This window comes from Hydrogenophaga taeniospiralis (assembly GCF_020510445.1).
Lineage (GTDB): Bacteria > Pseudomonadota > Gammaproteobacteria > Burkholderiales > Burkholderiaceae_C > Hydrogenophaga.
The window spans coordinates 1277135-1297628 of record NZ_JAHBAG010000001.1; the positions used below are offsets into that span (position 1 = coordinate 1277135).

The 20494-nt window shown below is 60.7% G+C and carries 23 protein-coding genes and 1 pseudogene; 15 read left to right on the forward strand and 9 right to left on the reverse strand.

The annotated features are described in order from the left end of the window. Positions 1-4 precede the first annotated feature (4 nt). From KIH07_RS06280 to pcaF, 12 genes are all read left to right on the forward strand, one after another. Positions 5-1513 (forward strand): aldehyde dehydrogenase family protein, encoded by a 1509-nt coding sequence (locus KIH07_RS06280; RefSeq protein WP_226491149.1) that lies wholly within the window; start codon positions 5-7, stop codon positions 1511-1513. A gap of 20 nt (positions 1514-1533) precedes the next feature. Next, positions 1534-2595, forward strand: coding sequence for a maleylacetate reductase (locus KIH07_RS06285; RefSeq protein ID WP_226491150.1), 1062 nt, complete (start codon positions 1534-1536; stop codon positions 2593-2595). Between the two features lie 39 nt (positions 2596-2634). After that, positions 2635-3888, forward strand: a complete 1254-nt coding sequence (locus KIH07_RS06290; protein ID WP_226491151.1) for an ABC transporter substrate-binding protein — start codon at positions 2635-2637, stop codon at positions 3886-3888. 19 nt (positions 3889-3907) lie between these two features. After that, entirely contained in the window at positions 3908-4627 is a 720-nt protein-coding gene (locus tag KIH07_RS06295) for an ABC transporter ATP-binding protein (protein ID WP_226491152.1), read from the forward strand. A 1-nt stretch (position 4628) separates the two neighbouring features. After that, complete coding sequence (locus tag KIH07_RS06300) at positions 4629-5330, forward strand: ABC transporter ATP-binding protein (RefSeq protein ID WP_226491153.1); 702 nt, start codon at positions 4629-4631, stop codon at positions 5328-5330. An 8-nt stretch (positions 5331-5338) separates the two neighbouring features. Further along, entirely contained in the window at positions 5339-6187 is an 849-nt protein-coding gene (locus KIH07_RS06305; RefSeq protein WP_226494634.1) for a branched-chain amino acid ABC transporter permease, read from the forward strand. Between the two features lie 13 nt (positions 6188-6200). Beyond that, positions 6201-7193, forward strand: coding sequence for a branched-chain amino acid ABC transporter permease (locus tag KIH07_RS06310; protein WP_226491154.1), 993 nt, complete (start codon positions 6201-6203; stop codon positions 7191-7193). A 69-nt stretch (positions 7194-7262) separates the two neighbouring features. Beyond that, positions 7263-7592, forward strand: coding sequence for a Dabb family protein (locus KIH07_RS06315; RefSeq protein WP_226491155.1), 330 nt, complete (start codon positions 7263-7265; stop codon positions 7590-7592). A gap of 66 nt (positions 7593-7658) precedes the next feature. After that, positions 7659-8489: an intradiol ring-cleavage dioxygenase gene (locus KIH07_RS06320; RefSeq protein ID WP_226491156.1), complete on the forward strand. Its 831-nt coding sequence runs from the start codon at positions 7659-7661 to the stop codon at positions 8487-8489. A gap of 97 nt (positions 8490-8586) precedes the next feature. Continuing rightward, on the forward strand, positions 8587-9303 hold the full coding sequence (locus KIH07_RS06325; RefSeq protein ID WP_226491157.1) for a 3-oxoacid CoA-transferase subunit A: 717 nt from the start codon (positions 8587-8589) through the stop codon (positions 9301-9303). A gap of 18 nt (positions 9304-9321) precedes the next feature. After that, the gene (locus KIH07_RS06330; RefSeq protein ID WP_226491158.1) at positions 9322-9999 is read left to right on the forward strand and encodes a 3-oxoacid CoA-transferase subunit B; all 678 of its coding nucleotides are present in this window, start codon (positions 9322-9324) and stop codon (positions 9997-9999) included. Continuing rightward, positions 9992-11194, forward strand: coding sequence for a 3-oxoadipyl-CoA thiolase (gene pcaF, locus KIH07_RS06335; RefSeq protein ID WP_226491159.1), 1203 nt, complete (start codon positions 9992-9994; stop codon positions 11192-11194). Before KIH07_RS06330 ends, pcaF begins: the two co-directional genes overlap by 8 nt. A gap of 215 nt (positions 11195-11409) precedes the next feature. Here pcaF and KIH07_RS06340 read toward each other — a convergent pair whose 3' ends face one another. The 8 genes from KIH07_RS06340 to KIH07_RS06375 all read right to left on the reverse strand — a co-directional run bounded on the left by KIH07_RS06340 (position 11410) and on the right by KIH07_RS06375 (position 17579). After that, positions 11410-12054 (reverse strand): c-type cytochrome, encoded by a 645-nt coding sequence (locus tag KIH07_RS06340; protein WP_226491160.1) that lies wholly within the window; start codon positions 12052-12054, stop codon positions 11410-11412. Positions 12055-12083: 29 nt separating this feature from the next. After that, complete coding sequence (locus KIH07_RS06345) at positions 12084-12986, reverse strand: pirin family protein (RefSeq protein WP_226491161.1); 903 nt, start codon at positions 12984-12986, stop codon at positions 12084-12086. A gap of 14 nt (positions 12987-13000) precedes the next feature. After that, on the reverse strand, positions 13001-13402 hold the full coding sequence (locus KIH07_RS06350; RefSeq protein ID WP_226491162.1) for an OsmC family protein: 402 nt from the start codon (positions 13400-13402) through the stop codon (positions 13001-13003). 13 nt (positions 13403-13415) lie between these two features. Beyond that, complete coding sequence (locus KIH07_RS06355; RefSeq protein WP_226491163.1) at positions 13416-14384, reverse strand: glutathione S-transferase family protein; 969 nt, start codon at positions 14382-14384, stop codon at positions 13416-13418. 2 nt (positions 14385-14386) lie between these two features. Further along, positions 14387-14725, reverse strand: coding sequence for a thioredoxin family protein (locus tag KIH07_RS25535; RefSeq protein WP_226491164.1), 339 nt, complete (start codon positions 14723-14725; stop codon positions 14387-14389). Between the two features lie 31 nt (positions 14726-14756). Continuing rightward, entirely contained in the window at positions 14757-15458 is a 702-nt protein-coding gene (locus tag KIH07_RS06365; RefSeq protein ID WP_226491165.1) for a pirin family protein, read from the reverse strand. A gap of 150 nt (positions 15459-15608) precedes the next feature. Further along, entirely contained in the window at positions 15609-16343 is a 735-nt protein-coding gene (locus KIH07_RS06370) for a hydrolase (protein ID WP_226491166.1), read from the reverse strand. A gap of 237 nt (positions 16344-16580) precedes the next feature. Next, the gene (locus tag KIH07_RS06375; protein ID WP_226491167.1) at positions 16581-17579 is read right to left on the reverse strand and encodes a LysR substrate-binding domain-containing protein; all 999 of its coding nucleotides are present in this window, start codon (positions 17577-17579) and stop codon (positions 16581-16583) included. 59 nt (positions 17580-17638) lie between these two features. Here KIH07_RS06375 and KIH07_RS06380 point away from each other — a divergent pair, with 59 nt between their 5' ends. The 3 genes and pseudogenes from KIH07_RS06380 to KIH07_RS06390 all read left to right on the forward strand — a co-directional run. Beyond that, entirely contained in the window at positions 17639-18064 is a 426-nt protein-coding gene (locus tag KIH07_RS06380) for a DoxX family protein (RefSeq protein WP_226491168.1), read from the forward strand. Positions 18065-18100: 36 nt separating this feature from the next. After that, on the forward strand, positions 18101-18700 hold the full coding sequence (gene wrbA, locus KIH07_RS06385; RefSeq protein ID WP_226491169.1) for an NAD(P)H:quinone oxidoreductase: 600 nt from the start codon (positions 18101-18103) through the stop codon (positions 18698-18700). Between the two features lie 299 nt (positions 18701-18999). Then, positions 19000-19110: pseudogene (locus KIH07_RS06390) on the forward strand (IS5/IS1182 family transposase); the annotation flags it as partial. Positions 19111-19488: 378 nt separating this feature from the next. On the opposite strand, the gene KIH07_RS06395 reads toward KIH07_RS06390, so the two are convergent. Beyond that, complete coding sequence (locus KIH07_RS06395) at positions 19489-20457, reverse strand: VacJ family lipoprotein (RefSeq protein ID WP_226491170.1); 969 nt, start codon at positions 20455-20457, stop codon at positions 19489-19491. Positions 20458-20494: the final 37 nt, after the last annotated feature.

Below are 20494 nucleotides of genomic sequence, written 5' to 3' on the forward strand. Positions count from 1 at the left end.
CTTCATGAACCTCGCAGACATTGCAGCCGCGGCAGGCCTGCGCACGCCTGTACGCCACCAACTCTTCATCAACGGTCAGTTTGTCGACGCCGAATCGGGCGAGACGCTGGCCACCCTCAACCCGCACGACAACTCGATCATCACCGAGGTGTCCATGGCAGGCAAAAGCGATGTGGACAAGGCCGTGGCCGCCGCCGAAAAGGCGTTGCCAGCGTGGAGCCGCATGTCGGGCATGGACCGTGGGCGCATCCTGCTGAAGCTGGCCGATCTGATCGAGGCCAACGCGGAAGAACTGGCCCGCCTGGAGTCGCTGGACACGGGGCATCCCATCCGGGATTCGCGCATGCTTGACGTGCCTCGCACCGCTGTGACCTTCCGCTATTTCGGCGGTATGGCCGACAAGTTTCAGGGCGAGCAGATTCCCGTGGAGGCGGGCTTTCTGAACTACACCTTGCGTGAGCCGGTGGGTGTGGTGGGCCAGGTGGTCCCTTGGAACTTCCCGCTGATGTTCACGAGCTGGAAGATGGCGCCGGCACTGGCGGCAGGCAACTGCGTTGTCATGAAGCCGGCCGAAATCACGCCGCTGTCCTCGCTGAAGATCGCCGAGCTCATGGCTGAGGCTGGAATGCCAGCCGGCGTCGTCAACATTGTTCCAGGGCTGGGTTCGGTCGCTGGCCAATACATTGCGGAACATCCCGGCATCTCCAAGGTGGCATTCACCGGCAGCACCGCAACGGGCCGCCGCATTGTGCAAGCGAGCGCAGGCAACCTGAAGAAGGTGCAGCTGGAACTGGGCGGCAAGGGCGCCAACATCGTGTTCGAAGACGCCAACCTCATGGCTGCGGTCAATGGCGCTGCCTGGGCGATCTTCCACAACCAGGGCCAAGCCTGCATCGCCGGCTCGCGCCTGGTGCTGCACGAAAAAATCGCCGACGCGTTCCTGGAGAAGTTCATTCCCTTGGCAAAGAGCATCCGGCTTGGCAACCCGCTGGACCCGAACACCGAGATGGGGCCGGTGACCAGTCTGTTGCACCGCGACAAGGTTCTGGCCTACGTTGATATCGCTCTTCAGCAAGGCGGTGAGTTGTTGGCCGGTGGTCGTGCACCAGGCGGTGATCTGGCCACGGGGTGCTATGTCGAACCGACTGTCGTACGCGCTGGCTCCTGGAAAGATCGCGTCGCTCAGGAGGAGGTGTTTGGCCCCTTTGTCACGGTGATCACGTTCAAGAACGACGAGGAAGCGCTGCAAATCGCGAACGGAACCGAATACGGATTGGGCGGCGGCCTGTGGACCAACAACCTGCAACGAGCCCACAAGTTTGCCCGCGAGATGAAGAGCGGCATGGTCTGGATCAACTGCTACAAGCGCGTCAACCCGGGTTCGCCGTTCGGTGGCGTTGGAGCCTCTGGCTACGGGCGTGAGATGGGCTTTGATGCCATGCGCGAGTACACCCAGGTCAAGAGCGTCTGGGTCAATGTGGACGCCCAGCTGGCGCCGCACTACCCCCGTTGAACCAGATTGGCGCGACGACCATGCATTCCTTCATCTACAGCGCTCTGCCGTCCCGGGTGATCTTTGGCTGCGGCAGCCTGCAGCAAGTCCGACAGGAAGTGGAGGCCCTGGGTGCTACCCGAGCGCTCGTACTCTGCACGCCGGAACAGGTGACACTGGCTCAACAGGTCTCGGACTTGCTGGGTGACCGCTCGGCGGGACTGTTCGACCGCGCGGTGATGCACGTGCCGATAGAGACCGCCCGTGAAGCTCGGGATGTCGCTCAACGGCTGGGTGCGGATTGTGCCGTCGCCGTTGGCGGTGGATCAACGACCGGCTTGGGCAAGGCCATCGCGCTGGAGTCGGGATTGCCGATCCTGGCCATCCCGACGACCTATGCAGGTTCGGAAATGACGCCGATCTATGGCATCACCGAATCGGGGCTCAAGAAGACCGGCAAAGATGCTCGTGTCTTGCCAAAAACCGTCATCTATGACCCTGAGCTGACCCTTGGCTTGCCCATTGGCATGAGTGTGAGCAGCGGCATCAATGCGATCGCACATGCAGCGGAAGGACTGTACGCACACGATGGAAATCCCATCATGAGCTTTCTGGCGGAAGAGGGCATCGCTGCGATCGGACGGGCGCTGCCACTACTGAAGCAAAAGCCGGCCGATGCCGAGGCCCGAAGTGACGCGCTCTATGGCGCCTGGCTGTGCGGGTCGGTGCTGGGGCATGTGGGCATGGCGCTGCACCACAAGCTCTGCCACACCTTGGGTGGCAGCTTCAATCTGCCCCATGCCGAAACGCACACCATCGTGTTGCCCCATGCGCTGGCCTACAACGCTGCGGCTGCGCCCAAGGCGATGGAGCGCATCGCGCGAGCTTTGGATGCGCAGTCCGGCCCGCAAGCGGTCTACAACCTGGCGCTTTACAACGGCGCCCCGGTCGCACTCCGTGATATCGGCATGCGCGAGGAGGACCTGGACAAGGCCTGTGACATCGCCATGCAGAACCAGTATCCCAATCCCCGTCCGCTTGAACGAGGTCCGCTGCGGCAGTTGCTGCAAAACGCTTACGAAGGCGTGAGACCCGTTGGCTAGCCGTGTGCATTCCCACCAACAACTCCAGGAGACAACACCATGAAAATCGCACGCAGAACATTCACCCACAGCCTGGTCGCAGCCGCAACCATCGGTGCCGCCCCATGGGCATGGGCCGCAGACACCGTCAAGATCGGCTATGTGTCGCCGCAGACGGGTCCGCTCGCGCCCTTTGGTGAAGCCGACAAATGGGTCATCGAGCAGATGAAGGCTGCCTTCAAGGACGGCATCGTCATCGGCGGAAAAAAACATGCCGTTGAGATTGTTCTCAAGGACAGCCAGTCCAATCCCAACCGGGCGGGGGAGGTCGCGAACGACCTGATCCTCAAAGACAAGGTGGCCTTGATCCTCACGGCCGGAACACCCGAGACCGCGAACCCCGTCAGCGATGCCGCCGAGCTCAACGAAATCCCTTGCATTTCGAGTGTTGTGCCATGGCAGCCATGGTTTTTTGGACGTCAGGGCGACCCGGCAAAAGGCTTTGACTGGACCTATCACATCTTCTGGGGTCTTGAAGATGTGATCGCCAATTACACCAATGGCTGGAAGTCCGTGTCGACCAACAAAAAGGTGGGTGGTCTGTTCCCGAACGATGGTGATGGCAACGCGTGGGGCGACAAGGAGTTGGGATTCCCCAAGCCCCTGCAGCAAATGGGCTTCAGCCTGACCGATACCGGTCGTTTTCAGAACGGCACTCAGGATTTCAGCGCACAGATTGCCGCGTTCAAGCGTGCTGGCGTCGAGATCGTGACTGGCGTCGTGATTCCCCCCGATGCCAAGACCTTCCTGACCCAGGCCAAGCAGCAAGGGTTCAAACCCAAGGTCGTCACGCTGGGCAAGGCGCTGCTGTTTCCTGGCGCCATCGAAGCGCTCGGAGACCTGGGTGAAGGCCTGTCAACCGAGGTGTGGTGGAGCCCTTCCCACCCCTTCACCTCCAGTCTGACCAGCCAAAGTGCCAAGGCACTGGCCGAGGCGTACGAAGCTGGCACAAAGAAGCAGTGGACCCAACCCATCGGTTTTGCCCATGCGCTTTTCGAAGTCGCATCCGACGCCCTCAAGCGCAGCAAGTCGCTCAAAGCTGGCGACGTGCGTGACGCGGTGGCCGCGACCAAGATCAAGACCGTGGTGGGCGATGTCGCGTGGGGCGGGAAAGGCCCGTTCAAGAACGTGAGCAAGACGCCTCTGGTGCTGGGCCAGTGGAGCAAGGGAAAGAAGTTCAAGTACGAGCTGACCATCGTCAACAACGATGCCGCAAAAGCGATCCCGGTGGGTGGCGCTCTCAAGCTGAACTGAGCCCAGAGGTAACGCCGTCATGCCACTGCTCGCTCTCCACGCCGTCAGCAAGTCCTATGGGGCAATCAAGGTCACAGACAACATCACGTTGTCTGTGACCAAGGGCGAAACCCTTGGAATCCTGGGCCCCAACGGCGCCGGAAAGACCACGCTTTTCAACCTGATTTCGGGTGATGTGAGCGTGAACGCCGGACGGGTGGAGTACGCAGGTGAGGATGTGACAGCATTGCCGCCCCACTTGCGGTGCCGGCGGGGAATCGGCCGGAGCTATCAGGTGCCACAACCGTTCGGAAACATGAGCGTGTTCGAAAACCTGGTGACGGCCGCCAGTTTCGGAGGCGGTCAGAGTGAGCGCATGGCGTGGGATACCGCTGTTCGCATCCTTGACCAGACCGGCCTGATGCAGCACGCCAACAAGGCGGCGGGGTCGCTGACCCTGCTCAATCGAAAGCGCCTTGAGTTGGCGAGGGCCCTTGCGACCGGGCCAGAGCTCCTGCTGCTGGACGAGATCGCTGGCGGCCTCACCGAGCACGAATCCCACGAGCTCGTCGAAGAACTCAAGCGCATCAAGGCGAGTGGCGTGACCATGATCTGGATCGAACACGTCGTGCATGCACTGCTGTCGGTGGCCGACAGGCTCTTTGTCATCAACTTCGGTCAGCAGCTGGCCGAGGGCAAACCGAACGATGTGATGAGCAACCCCGACGTCCAGCGTGTGTACATGGGGTTGGAGGCCTGACATGAGCGCAATTCTTCAAACTTCCGCGCTGAAGGCTTTTTATGGTGATGCACAGGCGCTGTTTGGCATCGATTTCGAGCTGAACGTGGGAGAGCTGGTCGCCATCATTGGTGCCAACGGTGCCGGCAAGTCCACCTTTCTCAAGTGCCTGACCGGCTTGGTCAAGACACCCGCATCGTCTGTGATGTGGAAGGGAAAAGCCATCGGCGGTTTGCCTCCGGGACACATAGTCAGCCAGGGCCTGGCCATGGTGCCCGAGGGGCGCCGCCTGTTCCCCTCACTCTCGGTCGAGGAAAACTTGCTGATGGGCGCCAACGCACGACGCAAAGGACCGTGGAGCCTGGATCGCTTGTTCAAGCTGTTTCCCATCCTCCAGGAAAAGCGCCACCTGCCCGGAACGTCGTTGTCCGGCGGACAGCAGCAGATGGTGGCCATCGGTCGGGCACTCATGAGCAACCCGGAAGTGCTTCTGTGCGATGAACTTTCTCTGGGCCTGGCGCCCATCGTGATCCGTGAGATTTACAACGCCATGCCCGCCATCACGGCGGAGGGCATGACGGTGGTGATCGTTGAGCAGGACGTGACGATGGCTCGCAACGCGTCGCAGCGTCTGTACTGCTTTCAGGAAGGCAAGGTCTCGCTGCAGGGCGAGTCCAGCGACCTGACGCGCGAGCAGATCTCTCAAGCCTATTTTGGAGTCTGACCGTGGAAATGCTTCTGCAAGGCCTTTTGCTTGGGGGCCTCTACGGCTTGTTCGCCCTCGGTCTTTCGCTCATGTTTGGCGTGATGCGACTGACCAATACCGCCCATGGTGACTTCATCATGCTGGGGTCGTTCTCGACGTTTGCGCTGGTGACCCTGGGACTTTCTCCCTGGTTCGCCCTCATCGCTGTGCTGCCCATGGCCTGGGTCTGCGGCTACGTCCTGCAACGCTATGTCCTCAACGGGACTCTGGGCAAGGACCCCTTGCCATCGTTGGTGGTGACCTTTGGTCTGTCCATCGTCTTGCAGAACCTGTTGCTCGAATTGTTTTCGGCGGACCCCCGTTCGATCGAAACCGATGGCTTCAACACCCTGAGCTGGGCAGTGACCTACGACGTTTCGCTGGGTGCCTTGCCATTGCTCATATTCGCCTTGTCGATCCTCGCGACCGCAGGACTGCAGTGGCTCTTCAGCCATACGGCCATTGGCCGTTCGTTCCGGGCCGTCTCCGACGACCGCGAGATCTCCGAACTCATGGGGCTCAACGCACGCAAGGTGTATGCCCTGGCCACGGCCCTCGCGTTTGTCCTCGTCGCGGTGGCGGGTGCCCTGCAAGGCATGAGAACGACTTTCTCGCCATCCGATGGTCCCTTGTTGCTGCTCTTTGCCTTTGAGGCCGTGATCATCGGCGGCATGGGCAGCTTCTGGGGGACGCTGGCCGGCGCCATGTTGCTGGGCATTACCCAGCAAGTGGGTTTCCGTCTGGACCCCGGTTGGGGCATCTGGGGGGGGCATGTGATGTTCCTGGTGGTGCTGGTCGTGCGTCCGCAGGGTCTGTTCCCCAAAACCCGTGGTTGATGAGGTCCCTCACATGAACATGTCTTACACAATCGTTCGCGGCACCCGAGGCAGCCAGGTCTTGCTGATTGCAGCGCTGGCCATCGTCGTCCTGGCCGCGAGCCTGCCTTGGTGGGGCGAGTCCAGCTGGATGCGCGAGTTTGTCGAGATCGCGTGCTACTTCATCTTTGCCATGATGTGGAACTTGCTGGCCGGCTATGGCGGGATGGTCTCCATCGGCCAACAGGCCTTCTTCGGCCTGGGTGGCTATGTGATGCTGATTTTGGGAAACCACCTGGGCGTCAATCCCTTCGTGGCCATCGGACTGGGTGGTCTGGTCGCCGGGCTGATTTCTGTCCCGGTGGCCTGGGTCGCCTTCCGGCTACAAGGCGGCTACTTCGCCATCGGCACCTGGGTAATCGCTGAGGTGTTTCGGCTCACATTTGCGAATATGTCGGCTGTGGGCGGTGGATCGGGCACCACGTTGACTGCTCTGCGGGGCATCGACAAAGCGACCCGCGAGTCGGTCACCTACTGGATGGCGCTGGCTTGTGTGGTGGCCGCCATCAGCCTCGTTTACCTCTTTTTACGCAGCAAGCAGGGGCTGGCCTTGCTGGCCATTCGGGACAACGAGGTCGCGGCCAGATCGCAGGGCATCGCGGTCGATCGAATGAAGCTCGCGGTCTATGCCGTAGCGGCATTTGGTGCCGGTTTGGCGGGCGCTCTCTATTTCGTGGGCAATCTGCGCATCAGCCCCGACGCAGCCTTCAGCGTCAACTGGACAGCTTTTGCCATCTTCATGGTGGTGATCGGTGGCATTGGACGGATTGAAGGCCCCCTCGTCGGCGCTCTGATTTTCTGGGCGCTCAACAAGGCCTTCAGCGACTATGGCACCTGGTACCTGATGGGCCTTGGCCTGCTCGCGATCGTCGTCACGATCTTTTTCAAGCAGGGTCTGTGGGGCTTTGCCCAGCAGCGTTGGGGCTGGACCCTGTTCCCCACCTCACGCCACTTGCTGAAAGTCTGACGCCATGTTTGCGTCCATGTTGTCCGACCTCAACGTTCGTACCTCTCTGCTCCTTGGGGGGGCACATCCATGAGCCACAACGTCCCAGGCATCGCTCACATCGTGACTTGGCGCCTCAACGGTGCTACTGCAGAAGCGCGCAAACAACAGGCCCAGTTGATGGTGCAGGCGTTTGAAGCGGCTCGACCCGAAGTGCCAGGGCTTCTGCACATGCATGTCGGATCCAACGTCATCGATGCACCCGACGCCTGGGATGTGGCGCTGTACATGGCGTTTGCCTCCCGCACACACCTGGAAGCCTATCAGGCCCATCCGTCGCACCTGGCCATCAAGCAGCTGGTAGGTCCCATGCGTGTTGCTCGGTGTCAGGTTGATTTCGAGTTACCCGGGCAGCCTTGAGGAATCGCAAGGCACTCTGCTTCGCGTATTCACTTCCCTGACCTCATTTCTTCTCTGGAGATCGCAATGAACCATCTGAACCAAGACTCCCTCACTCAAGCGGTGATTGAGCGCTTGGCCCATACGCCGAACCCCAGACTCAAAGAAATACTGAGTTCGCTTGTGACGCATCTGCATGCCTTCGCACGAGACGTGCACCTGACGGAAGAAGAGTGGTTCCAGGGCATCGAGTTCCTGACCGCGACCGGACAGAAGTGCACAAGCACTCGCCAGGAATTCATTCTGCTGAGCGATGTACTCGGACTGTCGATGTTGACGGTCTCGATGCAGAACGACAAGCCGCAAGGATGTACCGAATCCACGGTGTTCGGTCCCTTCCACGTGCCGAACGCGCCGCAGTATGAAAACGGCGCGGACATCGCCAACGGTGCCAGTGGCCAGCCTTGCCACGTGCACGGCTTCATCCGCGGGAAGAGCGGTGAAGCGATTGCCAACGCAACGATCGATGTCTGGCAGGCCGATGACGAGGGTCACTACGACGTGCAGAAGGAAGGCCTGGACCATGCACAGGCCCGAGGCGTTTTGCACTCACGCACCGATGGAAGCTACGACTTCAAGTCCATCGTCGCAGAGGCCTACCCCATTCCCACTGATGGGCCTGTGGGGCACATGCTGGAGGCGACACGTCGCTCGGCTTGGCGCCCGGCCCACTTGCATTTCATGATCCAGGCGCCGGGCTACCAAACACTCATCACGCATGTGTTTCGACGGGGAGACAAGTACCTGGAAGCCGACCCCGTATTTGGCGTGCGCCAGTCGCTCATCGCAGATTGGGTTCGCCAGTCGGATGGCTTGACGGACCTTGCTTTTGACTTTGTCTTGAATCCGGTGGTGTGAATCTTCGGGCTTGCCTCTGGGTTCATTTTTACCAACCGCAGGCTGCTTCATTGTCTAAGCGCATGTTCCCCGCTGGATCATTCTCTAGAGAAACAACGTGATCAACAAAATTACCCCATCCATTGCAGAAGCCCTCGCTGGCGTTCCCGACGGAGCCACCGTTCTGATTGGCGGCTTCGGTACTGCTGGCATACCCAATGAACTCATCGAAGGCCTCATCGATCAGGGCGCGCGAGACCTCACGGTCGTCAACAACAACGCGGGTAACGGTGACACGGGCCTTGCGGCATTGCTCAAGAGCGGGCGTGTGCGCAAGATCATCTGCAGCTTCCCGCGGCAAGCCGACTCCCATGTTTTTGATGCGCTGTACCGAGGCGGGAAAATTGAACTGGAGCTGGTGCCTCAAGGCAACCTGGCCGAGCGCTTGCGCGCGGCCGGGGCGGGCGTTGGCGCCTTCTTCACGCCCACAGGGTTTGGCACACAACTGGCTTTGAACGCGGATGGCAGTCCCAAGGAAACGCGCGTCATTGAAGGGCGGCCCTATGTGCTGGAGTACCCCATTCGTGGGGACCTGGCACTCATCAAAGCCGAGCGCGGAGACCGCTGGGGCAATCTGACCTACCGCAAGGCCGCCCGAAATTTTGGCCCGGTCATGGCCACCGCAGCAGCGCGCACCGTTGCCAGCGTGCACGAAATCGTCCCGCTTGGTGCGCTCGACCCAGAAGCCGTTGTCACTCCAGGCATTCACGTCACGCATGTCGTCCAGATCGAGCGGGTGGCGACCCAGGCCGGTGGATTCAAGGTCGTGGCCTAAACAAGGAAGCAGAAGATCATGAGCAACTTCACTAGACTCACCAAGGAGCATTTGGCCCGGCGCGTGGCGCTGGATATCCACGACGGTGCGACGGTCAACCTGGGCATCGGCATGCCGACACTGGTGGCCAATCACATACCCGAGGGCCGGGAGGTTGTCCTGCACAGCGAGAACGGCATACTGGGCATGGGTCCTGCGCCAGTGTCTGGAGATGAGGATTTCGATCTCATCAACGCGGGAAAGCAGCCCGTGACGCTGCTGGCAGGCGGGTGCTTTTTTCATCATGCAGACAGCTTTGCAATGATGCGAGGCGGCCACCTGGACATCTGCGTTCTGGGTGCCTTTCAGGTCTCGGAGAAGGGTGATCTGGCGAACTGGCACACCGGCGAGCAGGGTTCCATTCCCGCTGTAGGCGGCGCGATGGATCTGGCCATTGGCGCCAAGCAAACCTGGGTGATGATGGACCTGCTGACCAAGAGCGGCCAGAGCAAGGTGGTTGACCAATGTACCTACCCGCTCACCGGCATTGCCTGCGTGAAGCGCATCTACACCGACCTTTGCACTTTAGAGTGCACTTCCCAGGGGCTGGTGTTGGTGGACAAGGTGGACGGGCTGAGTCATGAGGCTCTGGAACAGATGCTTGGTCTGCACGTGGCCCTGGCTACCACCGTTACAGCGGAGGTGCAGCATGCGTGAAGCATTTGTGTGCGATGCCATCCGAACCCCTTTCGGGCGCTACGGTGGTGCGCTGTCTTCTGTGCGAGCGGACGACTTGGGGGCCATTCCATTGCGAGCCTTGATGGCACGCAATCCCAACGTGGACTGGGCATCTGTGGTGGACGTGCTGTTCGGCTGCGCCAACCAGGCCGGCGAAGACAACCGCAACGTGGCTCACATGAGCAGCCTGCTCGCGGGCCTGCCGCTGGAGGTGCCCGGTGCCACCATCAACCGCCTGTGTGGTTCTGGTCTCGATGCCGTGGGCTCGGCCGCACGCGCCATCAAGAGCGGCGAAGCCGGCCTCATGATCGCCGGCGGCGTGGAGAGCATGAGCCGCGCCCCCTTCGTCATGCCCAAGGCGGAAAGCGCCTTCAGCCGCAACAACGCCGTCTACGACACCACCATCGGCTGGCGCTTCGTCAACAAGCTGATGAAAGCCCAGTACGGTGTGGACTCCATGCCCGAAACGGCCGAAAACGTGGCCACCGACTACGGGATCGAACGCGCAGCGCAGGACCGCATGGCCTTGGCCAGCCAGATGAAGGCCGTGGCCGCGATCAAGGCTGGTCACCTCGCGCGCGAGATCTGCCCGGTCAGCATCCCGCAGAAAAAGGGCGACGCCATCGTCGTGGACACCGACGAACACCCCCGCGAGACCAGCCTCGAAACACTCGCCAAGCTCAAGGGCGTGGTGCGACCCGACGGCACCGTGACGGCCGGCAACGCCAGCGGCGTGAACGACGGCGCCTGCGCCCTGCTGCTGGCCGACGAGGCCACGGCCGCCAAAAACGGCCTGACGCCCAAGGCCCGCATCGTGGGCATGGCCACGGCCGGCGTGGCCCCGCGCATCATGGGCATCGGTCCGGCGCCGGCGACGCAGAAGGTGTTGGCGCTCACCGGCCTCGCGCTGGAGCAGCTCGATGTGATCGAACTCAACGAAGCTTTTGCTGCGCAAGGCCTGGCCGTTCTGCGCACCCTGGGCCTGCAGGACGACGATGAGCGCGTGAACGCCTGGGGCGGCGCCATCGCCCTGGGCCACCCGCTGGGTGCCAGCGGCGCGCGCCTGGCCACCACGGCGGTGAACCGGCTGCACGCCACGGGCGGGCGCTACGCGCTGTGCACCATGTGCATCGGAGTCGGGCAGGGCATTGCGCTGATCGTCGAGCGGGTCTGAACGCACGATCTAAATGCGGTTGACCAGGCCGCTGACGAGGATTCAAACACCGTTCGCGCCTCGTCGGAAAATAGGTTGGCAACTCGCCCGTGTGTCACACACCACGTGCGGTACCAACGAAAATCCTTGGACGGCACAAACCGTGACAGGACGTGCAGAGACAAAAATGCCCCACTTCACTGAGGAGATTTGGACTCAAAGAATGAGGCGGAAAGCTACCTGCTTGAGACACCTCTAGACAAACCAGAAAACCACCGAACGACTGCGTCCAACTCGTCCATCTGCAGCTTCGGTGCTCCTTTTGCGTCGGTCGCTACCGCCTGCATCACGGGATGCCGACGAGTCCCCTGCACGTAGCCGAGGAACGCTCCTTTAAGGTACGGCTGATGCTGTCCGGCCAAACGTGGGATGTCCTCAGTAGCTGGCGGTATGGTCGAGTCTCCATGGCAAGCAACACATTGCGCGGCCGAAGCGGGCATGAATACTTGAGCACTGGGACGTTCGGGGGCTCGGGGCGCAGATGCAAAGTAGTGGACCACTTCAGCTAGTTCTTCGGCATTGAGTCCGGCCGCCACGCCACGCATGAAAAAGTGGTCACGCTGTCTGCGTGCGTAAGCCAAGATGGCGTTCTCCAGGTATTTCGGCTGTTGCGCACCCAGCAGTGGGATCAACTGTGCGTCCAGCATCGCCTGTTGTTCCAGGGTTTGGTTATGGCAGTTAACGCACAACTGCACAGACTGCGGCGGTGCACGATCCATCACCTGAGCACTTGCCGGCGCAGCGAGCACGGCGAGCACCAAGCTCACGGGAAATAGCTTCACGATCTTTCTTTCAATTGGTTTATGTGCAATGGAATGCATCTGGCTGCGGCGCAACGGTCAGATGCGGCTCAGGACTTCGGTGCCGCAGACCCGTCACGCCAGGGCGGTGCCTCTACACGGTCGCTCTCGCCCGGGATGGGGGCGAATCTCCGCTGCGCCCAGTCGTCCGCCGCACGGGCGATCTGCTCGTGCCGTGTTGAAACAAAGTTCCACCACATGCGAACGGGCTGTTCCAGAGGCATGCCGCCAATGACGACCAGACGCGCTCCGTCGGACCCGGCCAGGATCTCGGTGCTTTTGCCGGTCTCAAGGACCACCATTTCCGTTGCCGCTACTGCCTCACCATCCAGTGAATAGTCGTGGGCTACGCTGTAGACCGCCAATTCAGGTGCTAGCGGCGGCAAGGTGAAACTGGCGTTGGCATCCACCTTGACGTCGAGGTACAGCGTCGCTGAGGCGGTGCGAACAGGGCTCGTCTGGTTCCAGGCACTTCCGACCAGGATTCGAGCATGCACGCCCGACGCCACTTCAACCACTGGTACGTCCGCAGCAGGCACGTGCTGGAAAGAAGGCTCGCACTGCTCCAGTGCAGGCGGCAGCGCCACCCAAAGTTGAAGTCCGTGTGTGGAGCGTTGCTGTCCTCGATCAGCATCGTGGACCCGTTCGCTGTGCACGATGCCGCGCCCGGCAGTCATCCAGTTCACGGCGCCCGGCTCAATGACCTGCACGCTGCCGATACTGTCCCGGTGTACCTGTCGGCCCTGGAAGAGATAGGTGACTGTGGCAAGCCCAATGTGAGGGTGGCCGCCAACGTCACTATCGACATCTGGTGCCAGCGTCGCGGGGCCGAATTCATCAAAGAACACGAAAGGTCCGACTGCCCGGCGCTCATGTGCAGGCAGTACGCGGCGGACACGAAGACCCGGTGCGAGGTCTGTCATTCGACCGCGAAGGCGAAGCAGCTTGCTCATAGAGTTCTCCTGCTTCAGCTCAGTTGGGTGTTGATTGACACTGCGCCTTCGAGCACCTTGTGGATCGGGCATTTTTCCGCAATCTCAAGCAGGCGCGCGCGCTGCTCCTCCGTGAGGTCACCGGTCACGGTGATTTCTCGCTGCAGTTGGTAGTTGACCTTCCCATCATCTCCGCGGGTTTCGGCGTGTTCAATCTTGACTTGCAGTGATGTGACTGGCCAGCGCTGACGCCGCAGGTACAACTCCAGTGTCAGGGCCGTGCAGGCCGCCAGAGCGGAGTTGAGCAAATCATGTGGGTTGGGTGCCAGGTCGTCCGAGCCCAGCGTCTTGGCAACGTCAGCGTTCCAAACGTGTTTGCCGTTGCTCAGGGTGGTCAGGGCGCCTTGTGAGCGGTGCAGTCGAGCTTCTATGGTCATGGTCGTTTCTCTTTCACAGCGACACCTGGCGAGCCTGTGCGCCGGCAAGAGCGGCCAGGACATCGGGTCCCTTGGGAATCAATCCGGAAGGATTGATGTGCTTGTGCGAACCGTAGTAGTGATGGCGAACATGCTCCAAGTCCAGCGTGGCGGCAACGCCTGGCTGGTGATGGATGTTGGCCATGTAGCGCATCAGTGCAGGCGACTGGAGCACCGTCTTGCGGTTGCACTTGAAATGCGTGTGGTACACGGCATCGAAGCGGATCAACGTGACGAACAACCGAACGTCAGCCTCGGTCAGCACATCACCGCAAAGGAAGTCCTTGCGGGTCAGAATGTCCTCGACACGATCCAATGCCGCAAAGAGCTGGTCTGCAGCGGCATCATGTGCCTCTTGACTGCGTGCGAATCCGCTGCGGTACACGCCGTTATTGATGTCTGCATAGACCCAGGCATTCGTTTCTTCAATGGCGTTTTGCAAGTGAAGTGGATAGAGATCCACTTCACGGTGGCGAGCCCAGGCCTGAAAGCTGCCGTTGAGCATGCGAATGATCTCGGACGACTCGTTGTTCACGATCGTTCCCAGATGCTTGTCCCAGAGCACAGGCACTGTCACGACGCCCTTGAACTCTGGGTTCGCGGCAAGGTAAACCTCCCGCAGAAGCTTTCTGGACGCGACCGTGTCGCCGGTAGCCCCGCGAAAATCGGTTCCAAACGACCAACCAATCTCGGAGAGGTAAGGGTGCACCACGTCGACACTGATCACATGCTCCAAGCCCTTGAGCGCGCGCACGATCAATGTTCGATGTGCCCAGGGACAGGCCAACGACACGTACAAGTGATAGCGCCCGGCCTCGGCCGGATGCGCAGCATCGGGGCCATCGCCAATGGCACCATGAAAATGGGTGGGGCGTCGTGCAAACGTTCCATCAGAGGCTATCTGTTGCGTCCAGGTATTGCCCGAAGGCAGGTCTTCCCGCATGGTCAACTCCGTTGGACTGCCACCGACCCATCAACGAATCGAGCCAGTTGGGCCGCAGAAAGAGCGCCGCTGTGCACGCCAAGTACGCGCCCGTTGTCGAGCACCATGCTGGTTGGAACCGCTCGAACCATGAATCGGGCGGCGACCTCGGGGTGATCGTTGATGTCCATCTTGATCACGGGAAGTTGGTTCGCTCTGCTTTGAGCAAACGCCTCTAGGTGCGGGGCCATGGCTCTGCATGGTCCGCACCAGGATGCCGAGAACTGGACAAAGATCGGACTCGGCGATTCGTCAATGATTCGCTGCAGTTCTGAGGGGTCGGGGGCATGAACGTGGGTCATTGGCCGTTCTCCAAGCAGTATTCAGAATTGGTCAAGGTGCCAGATCAAAGATCAGAACCTCAGCGTTGCGCCCATCGCTCAAAGACAGGTGGGGCTCGCCTTCGATCTTTAGCGCGTCACCGGCCCGGAGCTTCTGGCCGTTCACGGAAAGTTCGCCACGCACCAGATGAACATAGGCTTTCCGGTCTGGATTCAGTTCAAGCTTGGCCTGCTCGGTGCCGTCGAACAGTCCGGCATACAGGCCGGCATCGGCATGAATTGTCACCGCATGGGTGCCGCCCAAAGGAGATGCAAGCAAAGCCAGCCGTCCGCGCTTGGATTCGATGGGAATGGTCTTCTGCTCGTAGCTTGGCGATACGCCTTGCCGATTGGGCTGGATCCAGATTTGCAGAAAGTGCGTCGTTCGATCAGGGGCATGATTGAACTCGCTGTGCACAACCCCAGTTCCTGCGGACATGCGCTGTACATCCCCTGGAGGGATGCCTTTCACGTTGCCCATGTTGTCCCGGTGAGCCAGCTCGCCCTCCAGCACATAGCTGATGATCTCCATGTCGCGGTGACCATGAGCACCGAAGCCGCCACCCGGCGCTACGCGGTCTTCGTTGATCACGAGCAGGTTACCCCAACCCATGTGGGCGGGGTCAAAGTATTCAGCAAACGAGAAACTGTGGGCAGACCTCAGCCAACCGTGGTTGGCGTGGCCTCTGTCTTCTGATCGTCTGAGTGTCATCATGGTTGTGGTTCCTTTCAGGATGGCGTTGTTCCGTGATGCGTGAGTCGCTCCCACCATCACAGGGTGGCGCACCGTTGCGCAGTGGCATTCAGAAGGGAATCGGCCCCCCTCGGACGCAAGCCCGGGAGAGCCGATTCCAATCTCTGGTGCTTACTTCTTGCTCGACTTGCCTTCGCCAGCATCGGCACCCAGCATCGCCTTGGCGTACTCCAGACCCACGCCGTAGGCACCGCCGTGCTCGAGCGCAATCTTCACCGTGGCGTCGTAGGTGCTCTGGCGGGCCCAGTCACGCTGGTACTCGAGCAGCAGTTGCATCCAGGTGATCGGCACCGCGCCGGCCTGCACCATGCGGGTGACCGCCATGTCGTGGGCTTCCTTGGTGACGCCGCCGGAGGCATCGGTGACGATGTAGACCTCGTAGCCCTCTTCCAGCGCCGCGAGTACGGGCATCGTCAGGCAGACCTCGGTCCACAGCGCGGCCATGACCAGCTTCTTCTTGCCGGTCTTCTTCACTGCCTCGCGGAAGTTCTTGTCTTCCCACGAGTTCATCGTCGTACGGTCGATGACCTTCGCGTCCGGGAACACAGCCTTCACGCCAGCGAACAGCGGGCCCGAGAAGCTCTTCTCCGCCACCGTGGTCAGGATGGTGGGCACGTTGAAGGCCTTGGCGGTCTTGGCCAGCGCCACCGAGTTGTTGGTCAGCAGCGTGCGGTCGATGCTCTGCACCGCAAAGCCCATCTGCGACTGGTGATCAATCATGATCACCGCCGAGTTCTGCGGCGAGAGCAGTTTCTTTGCATCGCCGGGCGCCTGCTCGGCGTGCACTGTCGAGAGGATGCCAACGGCCAGAGCGGCGGTGGCGAATTTGCGAATCATCGAGATCATTTGTCACTCCTATATACGAAGTTTTCGAACGAGGGGAAATTCCCAGTGTTGTGCGGGAATTCACCTCTGAAATCCCTTCACAGGAGTGATTCTTGGCGGAGTGATGACCTTTTATGTCGAAACGTTTTTGACTGAGTGTTCGATTTTTTCGAAAGTTAATTTTGGCAACAGCCGGCTAGCAACGCCTCTTCTGCGGAACACCGAGGCCGCAACTGCTTGGTGCGATCACCTGGACTTTCAGTACTCAGCGACCCATGCCTGCGACGCACGATTCAAAAAGTTGGGCACGACATCGGCGTCACCCAGCGCATCGCGCCACCACTTCAACGCTCGACCTGGGTCACCAGTACGCCAAGCCAAAAGCACCTGGTCGTCCGGCTTTGGCTCTTCAACCTGCTTCTCCACGAGCAGTCCGCGCTGCAAGGCAGACTTGACAAACAGGTGGGGCAAGAAGCCCACCCCCAGGCCTGCCACCTGCAGGGCATACTTGGTACGCATGTCTGGTACGGCGATGATCTGCTGCCCCCTCAGCAGCCCGACCGTTCGGGCAGGTAGGTGCCGAGCCGAGTCGGATGCGACGATCATTCGATGCTTGCGTACCTCTTCGCTAGGGACAATGCCTCCCCACTCTGCGAGAGGATGTTGCGGCGACACACAGAAAGCAAACTGAAGGTCGGCCACGTTCTTCGTGCGGAACCCGCCTCCCGACGGGCCCTGGCCAACGGCCAAGATGATGTCCGCTCGCCCATCTTGCAGCGACTCCCATACGCCGGTCATGGCTTCGCCCATCAACTTCACCCGCGTGCCATGCGCCTCGGTGCAAAAGCGCTCCAGCAATGAGCTGAACATGATGGGCGGAATCAAGGTGTCCGACGAAATACGGATTTCACTCTCCCACCCGTCGGCAATGCGTTTGACTCGGCACTCCAAGTCGTCTGCCGCCAGTAGCAGCACGCGCCCCGCTTCCAAGAGTTCCTTGCCTGCTGGCGTAAGTTCAACGCGGGGACCATGACGATTGAAAAGACCCACCTTGAGGTCGCTCTCAAGTTTGGCCACGGCATAGGACACCGTCGAGGTCACTTTGTTCAAGAGCACACCTGCGCCTGAAAATGAGCCCGAACGGGCGATCGCATCGAGCAATTCGAGTCCATCAAGTGTCAAGCGGCGCATCACAGGTCCATTGGAGAGGGAAGGGTTTCGAATAATTCGAACAAACGATTCAGAAGTATCCAACATCAGTGGTGTGCACCGGCCATAGCATGAAGTCCCAACTCACAAACAACCCGGAGACGCCCGTGTCCACTTCAACCATTTCGTCTACCCAAAACGCAGCAGCCTTGGCTGGGCGCCTGCTGTTGGCTGCCCTCTTCATTCCTGCTGGCCTTAGCAAGCTCACCGGATTCCAGGGAACTGTCGGCTACATCAGTTCCGTTGGGCTGCCTATGCCATCGATTGCCGCAGCACTGGCCGTGATGGTTGAAATCGGCGCTGGCCTCGCGCTGATCGCTGGCGCCAAAACCCGCATTGCGGCACTCGCCCTTGCTGGGTTCACCTTGGTCGCTTCGTTCTTCTTCCATGCATATTGGGGCGTCCCCGCAGAGCAGCAGATGGTTCAGCAACTGCTCTTTTTCAAGAACATTGCCGTCGTCGGTGGCCTGTTGACCTTGGCCGCTTGGGGTGCCGGCGACTGGAGCCTTGACGCTCGCAGCAACAACGTTTGACATTCCCCGCAACCCACCACTTCTCAGGAGCATCTCATGTCCAAAATCCTTGTCCTCTACTACTCGTCCTACGGTCACCTGGAAACCATGGCCCAAGCCATGGCTGAAGGCGCACGCGCCGGCGGCGCGTCTGTTGACGTGAAGCGTGTTCCCGAGACTGTGCCGCTCGAAGTTGCCAAAGCAGCGTACTTCAAGCTCGAACAAGCCGCACCGATTGCAACTGTCGCGGAGTTGGTCGATTACGACGCCATCATTGTCGGCGCCCCCACGCGGTTCGGACGCATGCCCGCCCAGATGGCAGCGTTTCTGGATCAGGCAGGTGGACTGTGGGCGAGCGGCGCACTAAATGGCAAGGTTGGCGCTGCGTTCACCTCTACAGCAACCCAGCACGGGGGCCAGGAAGTGACGCTCTTCTCGATCATTACCAACTTGCTGCACTTCGGCATGACCATCGTAGGTCTGCCGTACAGCCATCAAGGCCAGATGACACTGGATGAAGTGGTTGGTGGCAGTCCCTATGGCGCAACGACCATTGCGGGAGGCCAAGGTCAACGTCAACCCAGCGCGATCGAGTTGGAAGGTGCCCGGCACCAAGGACAACTCGTGGCACAAACAGCCAACAAGCTGTTCGGCTGAGCTCGTCCTTGGCCCGCCGGCTCCTAGGCACATGGAGTTTTCGGCCGGCGGTCAACAGTTGGTACAACCTCAGACGCCGCCGCGATAACCTGGACCATGTGTCTTAGCCTTGACCTTTTGCCCCGGCTCTTGTGGATCATGGGCCGTTGCGGCGGGCCCAGTTCAAACCCGGGGCGGTTCAGTACGGTTGCTTTCCGACAGGCGCCCACATCGAATCTGCGCGCGGACTGAAGTTGTCTTCAGGCGATGCGAAATCGTCGCCGGTGAACATGCATTGAAGTTGGAGTTGACCCACTTTCGTGGACGGCCGTGGCGTCCCGTTGTCGCTCGTCATGACCGGGGCAAATGAGCATGACGTCACGCAACTCGATGCTGTACTGCAAGCCGTCATGGTCAAGCGCAAGAAACCCAGATGATGTCCATGAGCGAAATGCCGTGGTCAAGAACGCCGCAGCGTGGACGTCATTTCAAGGGGCCTGCAGGAGGTTTCAGGACAGATCCCAGGCATCGATGGTCAGCAGCAGGTCGGGGGAGCAGGCTGCGATCTTGTCCTAGTGGAAGATCACGTCGCCCTTCCAGTTCGCCGGCTGACCGCCGGCCAGCAGCGGCAGGACATAGCCCGCCGGCGCCGAAGAATGCTGCACAGTTTGCGATGCCCACATGTTGTGCGTCCACACTGCGAGATGACCGAGAACTGCATTCGCTCTACCAACTTGTATTCCTCGTTCGACGATGGCATGCTGATCAACAGCAGGCCATCAGAGGGCGCGGTACCCACGGCTTCCCAATCAGTCTCGGCTCCGGCTCAGATCCTGTTCTATCTGTCGATTGCGTCGTTGCGCCCACGCATCACGTACGAAGGTGTAGTCGTCGAGCGCGTCTTTGCGGAACTTGTCCAGGGGAAGCATCTGTGCGCGGCCATCGACCATCTGCACGATCTGCAGCTTGTCGGCGATGCCCGATTTGTCGATCTGGCCGATGGGCGACAACGGTTGGTCACCGACGATGGCGACGGTGTCACGCACCGTGCGCGGCCCGAGCAGCGGCAACACCAGATAGCGCGAGTCGTTCCATCCCCAGGTCGCCAGCGTCTGGCCAAAGTCCTCGCCATCGCGCTTGGGCAGGCCGATGTGGGCGGCCGGATCGAACACGCCCGCGATGCCGGCCGTGGAGTTGACGACGAATCGCCCGAGCGACTGTCCGGCCTGGCCTGGCCGACCCTGCAGCGCCTGGTTGACGGCGGTGACAGGCAGGCGCAGGTTGCTGAAGAAACGTGACACGCCTGATTGCACGGGGTCGGGCACGATCGTGTCGTAGCCCACGGCCACGGGGCGGAACACGAAGCGGTCGAGCACATTGTTGAAGCCGTGCATCTTGCGGTTGAACCCCTCCCAGGGATCGCGCACAGGCGGTTGGGTGTGTAGCGCTTCGGCGTCCGGTTCGGCTTGCGTGATCGCTTCGGGCGCGTTGGCGCTGGCCACCGATGCTTGGGCGGAGGTGTCGGCCGGCGATATGTTGGACCCCACGATGGCGCGGTTGACAGTGCTGTCTTGATCAACGGCGCCCATGTCCTGGGCAGGCAGGGGCGCGATGGTCGTTGGTGACGCTGGCACTGCGGCCGCGGATGCGACCAGTGTACCGGAGGTGGAAGGCGCGGCGTTCAGCTCGGTCACAGGTTGCTGCTTGACGGCGTTGCTGGCGCAGGCACTGGTGCCCAGCACGATCGCCGCCAGCATGAGGGATTGGATGGTCTTCATTTCGAGATCTGCTGCGCCATAGGCAGCAAGTGCCTAT

Coding starts and splice junctions, on each gene's coding strand:
- KIH07_RS06375 (WP_226491167.1), bottom strand. CDS start 17,579: ATGTTGGATACTTCTGAATCGTTTGTTCGAATTATTCGAAACCCTTCC.
- KIH07_RS06395 (WP_226491170.1), bottom strand. CDS start 20,457: ATGAAGACCATCCAATCCCTCATGCTGGCGGCGATCGTGCTGGGCACC.
- KIH07_RS06290 (WP_226491151.1), top strand. CDS start 2,635: ATGAAAATCGCACGCAGAACATTCACCCACAGCCTGGTCGCAGCCGCA.
- KIH07_RS06330 (WP_226491158.1), top strand. CDS start 9,322: ATGAGCAACTTCACTAGACTCACCAAGGAGCATTTGGCCCGGCGCGTG.
- KIH07_RS06350 (WP_226491162.1), bottom strand. CDS start 13,402: ATGACCATAGAAGCTCGACTGCACCGCTCACAAGGCGCCCTGACCACC.
- KIH07_RS06365 (WP_226491165.1), bottom strand. CDS start 15,458: ATGATGACACTCAGACGATCAGAAGACAGAGGCCACGCCAACCACGGT.
- KIH07_RS06320 (WP_226491156.1), top strand. CDS start 7,659: ATGAACCATCTGAACCAAGACTCCCTCACTCAAGCGGTGATTGAGCGC.
- KIH07_RS06370 (WP_226491166.1), bottom strand. CDS start 16,343: ATGATCTCGATGATTCGCAAATTCGCCACCGCCGCTCTGGCCGTTGGC.
- KIH07_RS06285 (WP_226491150.1), top strand. CDS start 1,534: ATGCATTCCTTCATCTACAGCGCTCTGCCGTCCCGGGTGATCTTTGGC.
- KIH07_RS06355 (WP_226491163.1), bottom strand. CDS start 14,384: ATGCGGGAAGACCTGCCTTCGGGCAATACCTGGACGCAACAGATAGCC.
- KIH07_RS06345 (WP_226491161.1), bottom strand. CDS start 12,986: ATGAGCAAGCTGCTTCGCCTTCGCGGTCGAATGACAGACCTCGCACCG.
- KIH07_RS06300 (WP_226491153.1), top strand. CDS start 4,629: ATGAGCGCAATTCTTCAAACTTCCGCGCTGAAGGCTTTTTATGGTGAT.
- KIH07_RS06280 (WP_226491149.1), top strand. CDS start 5: ATGAACCTCGCAGACATTGCAGCCGCGGCAGGCCTGCGCACGCCTGTA.
- KIH07_RS06310 (WP_226491154.1), top strand. CDS start 6,201: ATGAACATGTCTTACACAATCGTTCGCGGCACCCGAGGCAGCCAGGTC.
- KIH07_RS06295 (WP_226491152.1), top strand. CDS start 3,908: ATGCCACTGCTCGCTCTCCACGCCGTCAGCAAGTCCTATGGGGCAATC.
- KIH07_RS06315 (WP_226491155.1), top strand. CDS start 7,263: ATGAGCCACAACGTCCCAGGCATCGCTCACATCGTGACTTGGCGCCTC.
- KIH07_RS06340 (WP_226491160.1), bottom strand. CDS start 12,054: ATGCATTCCATTGCACATAAACCAATTGAAAGAAAGATCGTGAAGCTA.
- KIH07_RS06305 (WP_226494634.1), top strand. CDS start 5,339: ATGCTTCTGCAAGGCCTTTTGCTTGGGGGCCTCTACGGCTTGTTCGCC.
- KIH07_RS25535 (WP_226491164.1), bottom strand. CDS start 14,725: ATGACCCACGTTCATGCCCCCGACCCCTCAGAACTGCAGCGAATCATT.
- pcaF (WP_226491159.1), top strand. CDS start 9,992: ATGCGTGAAGCATTTGTGTGCGATGCCATCCGAACCCCTTTCGGGCGC.
- wrbA (WP_226491169.1), top strand. CDS start 18,101: ATGTCCAAAATCCTTGTCCTCTACTACTCGTCCTACGGTCACCTGGAA.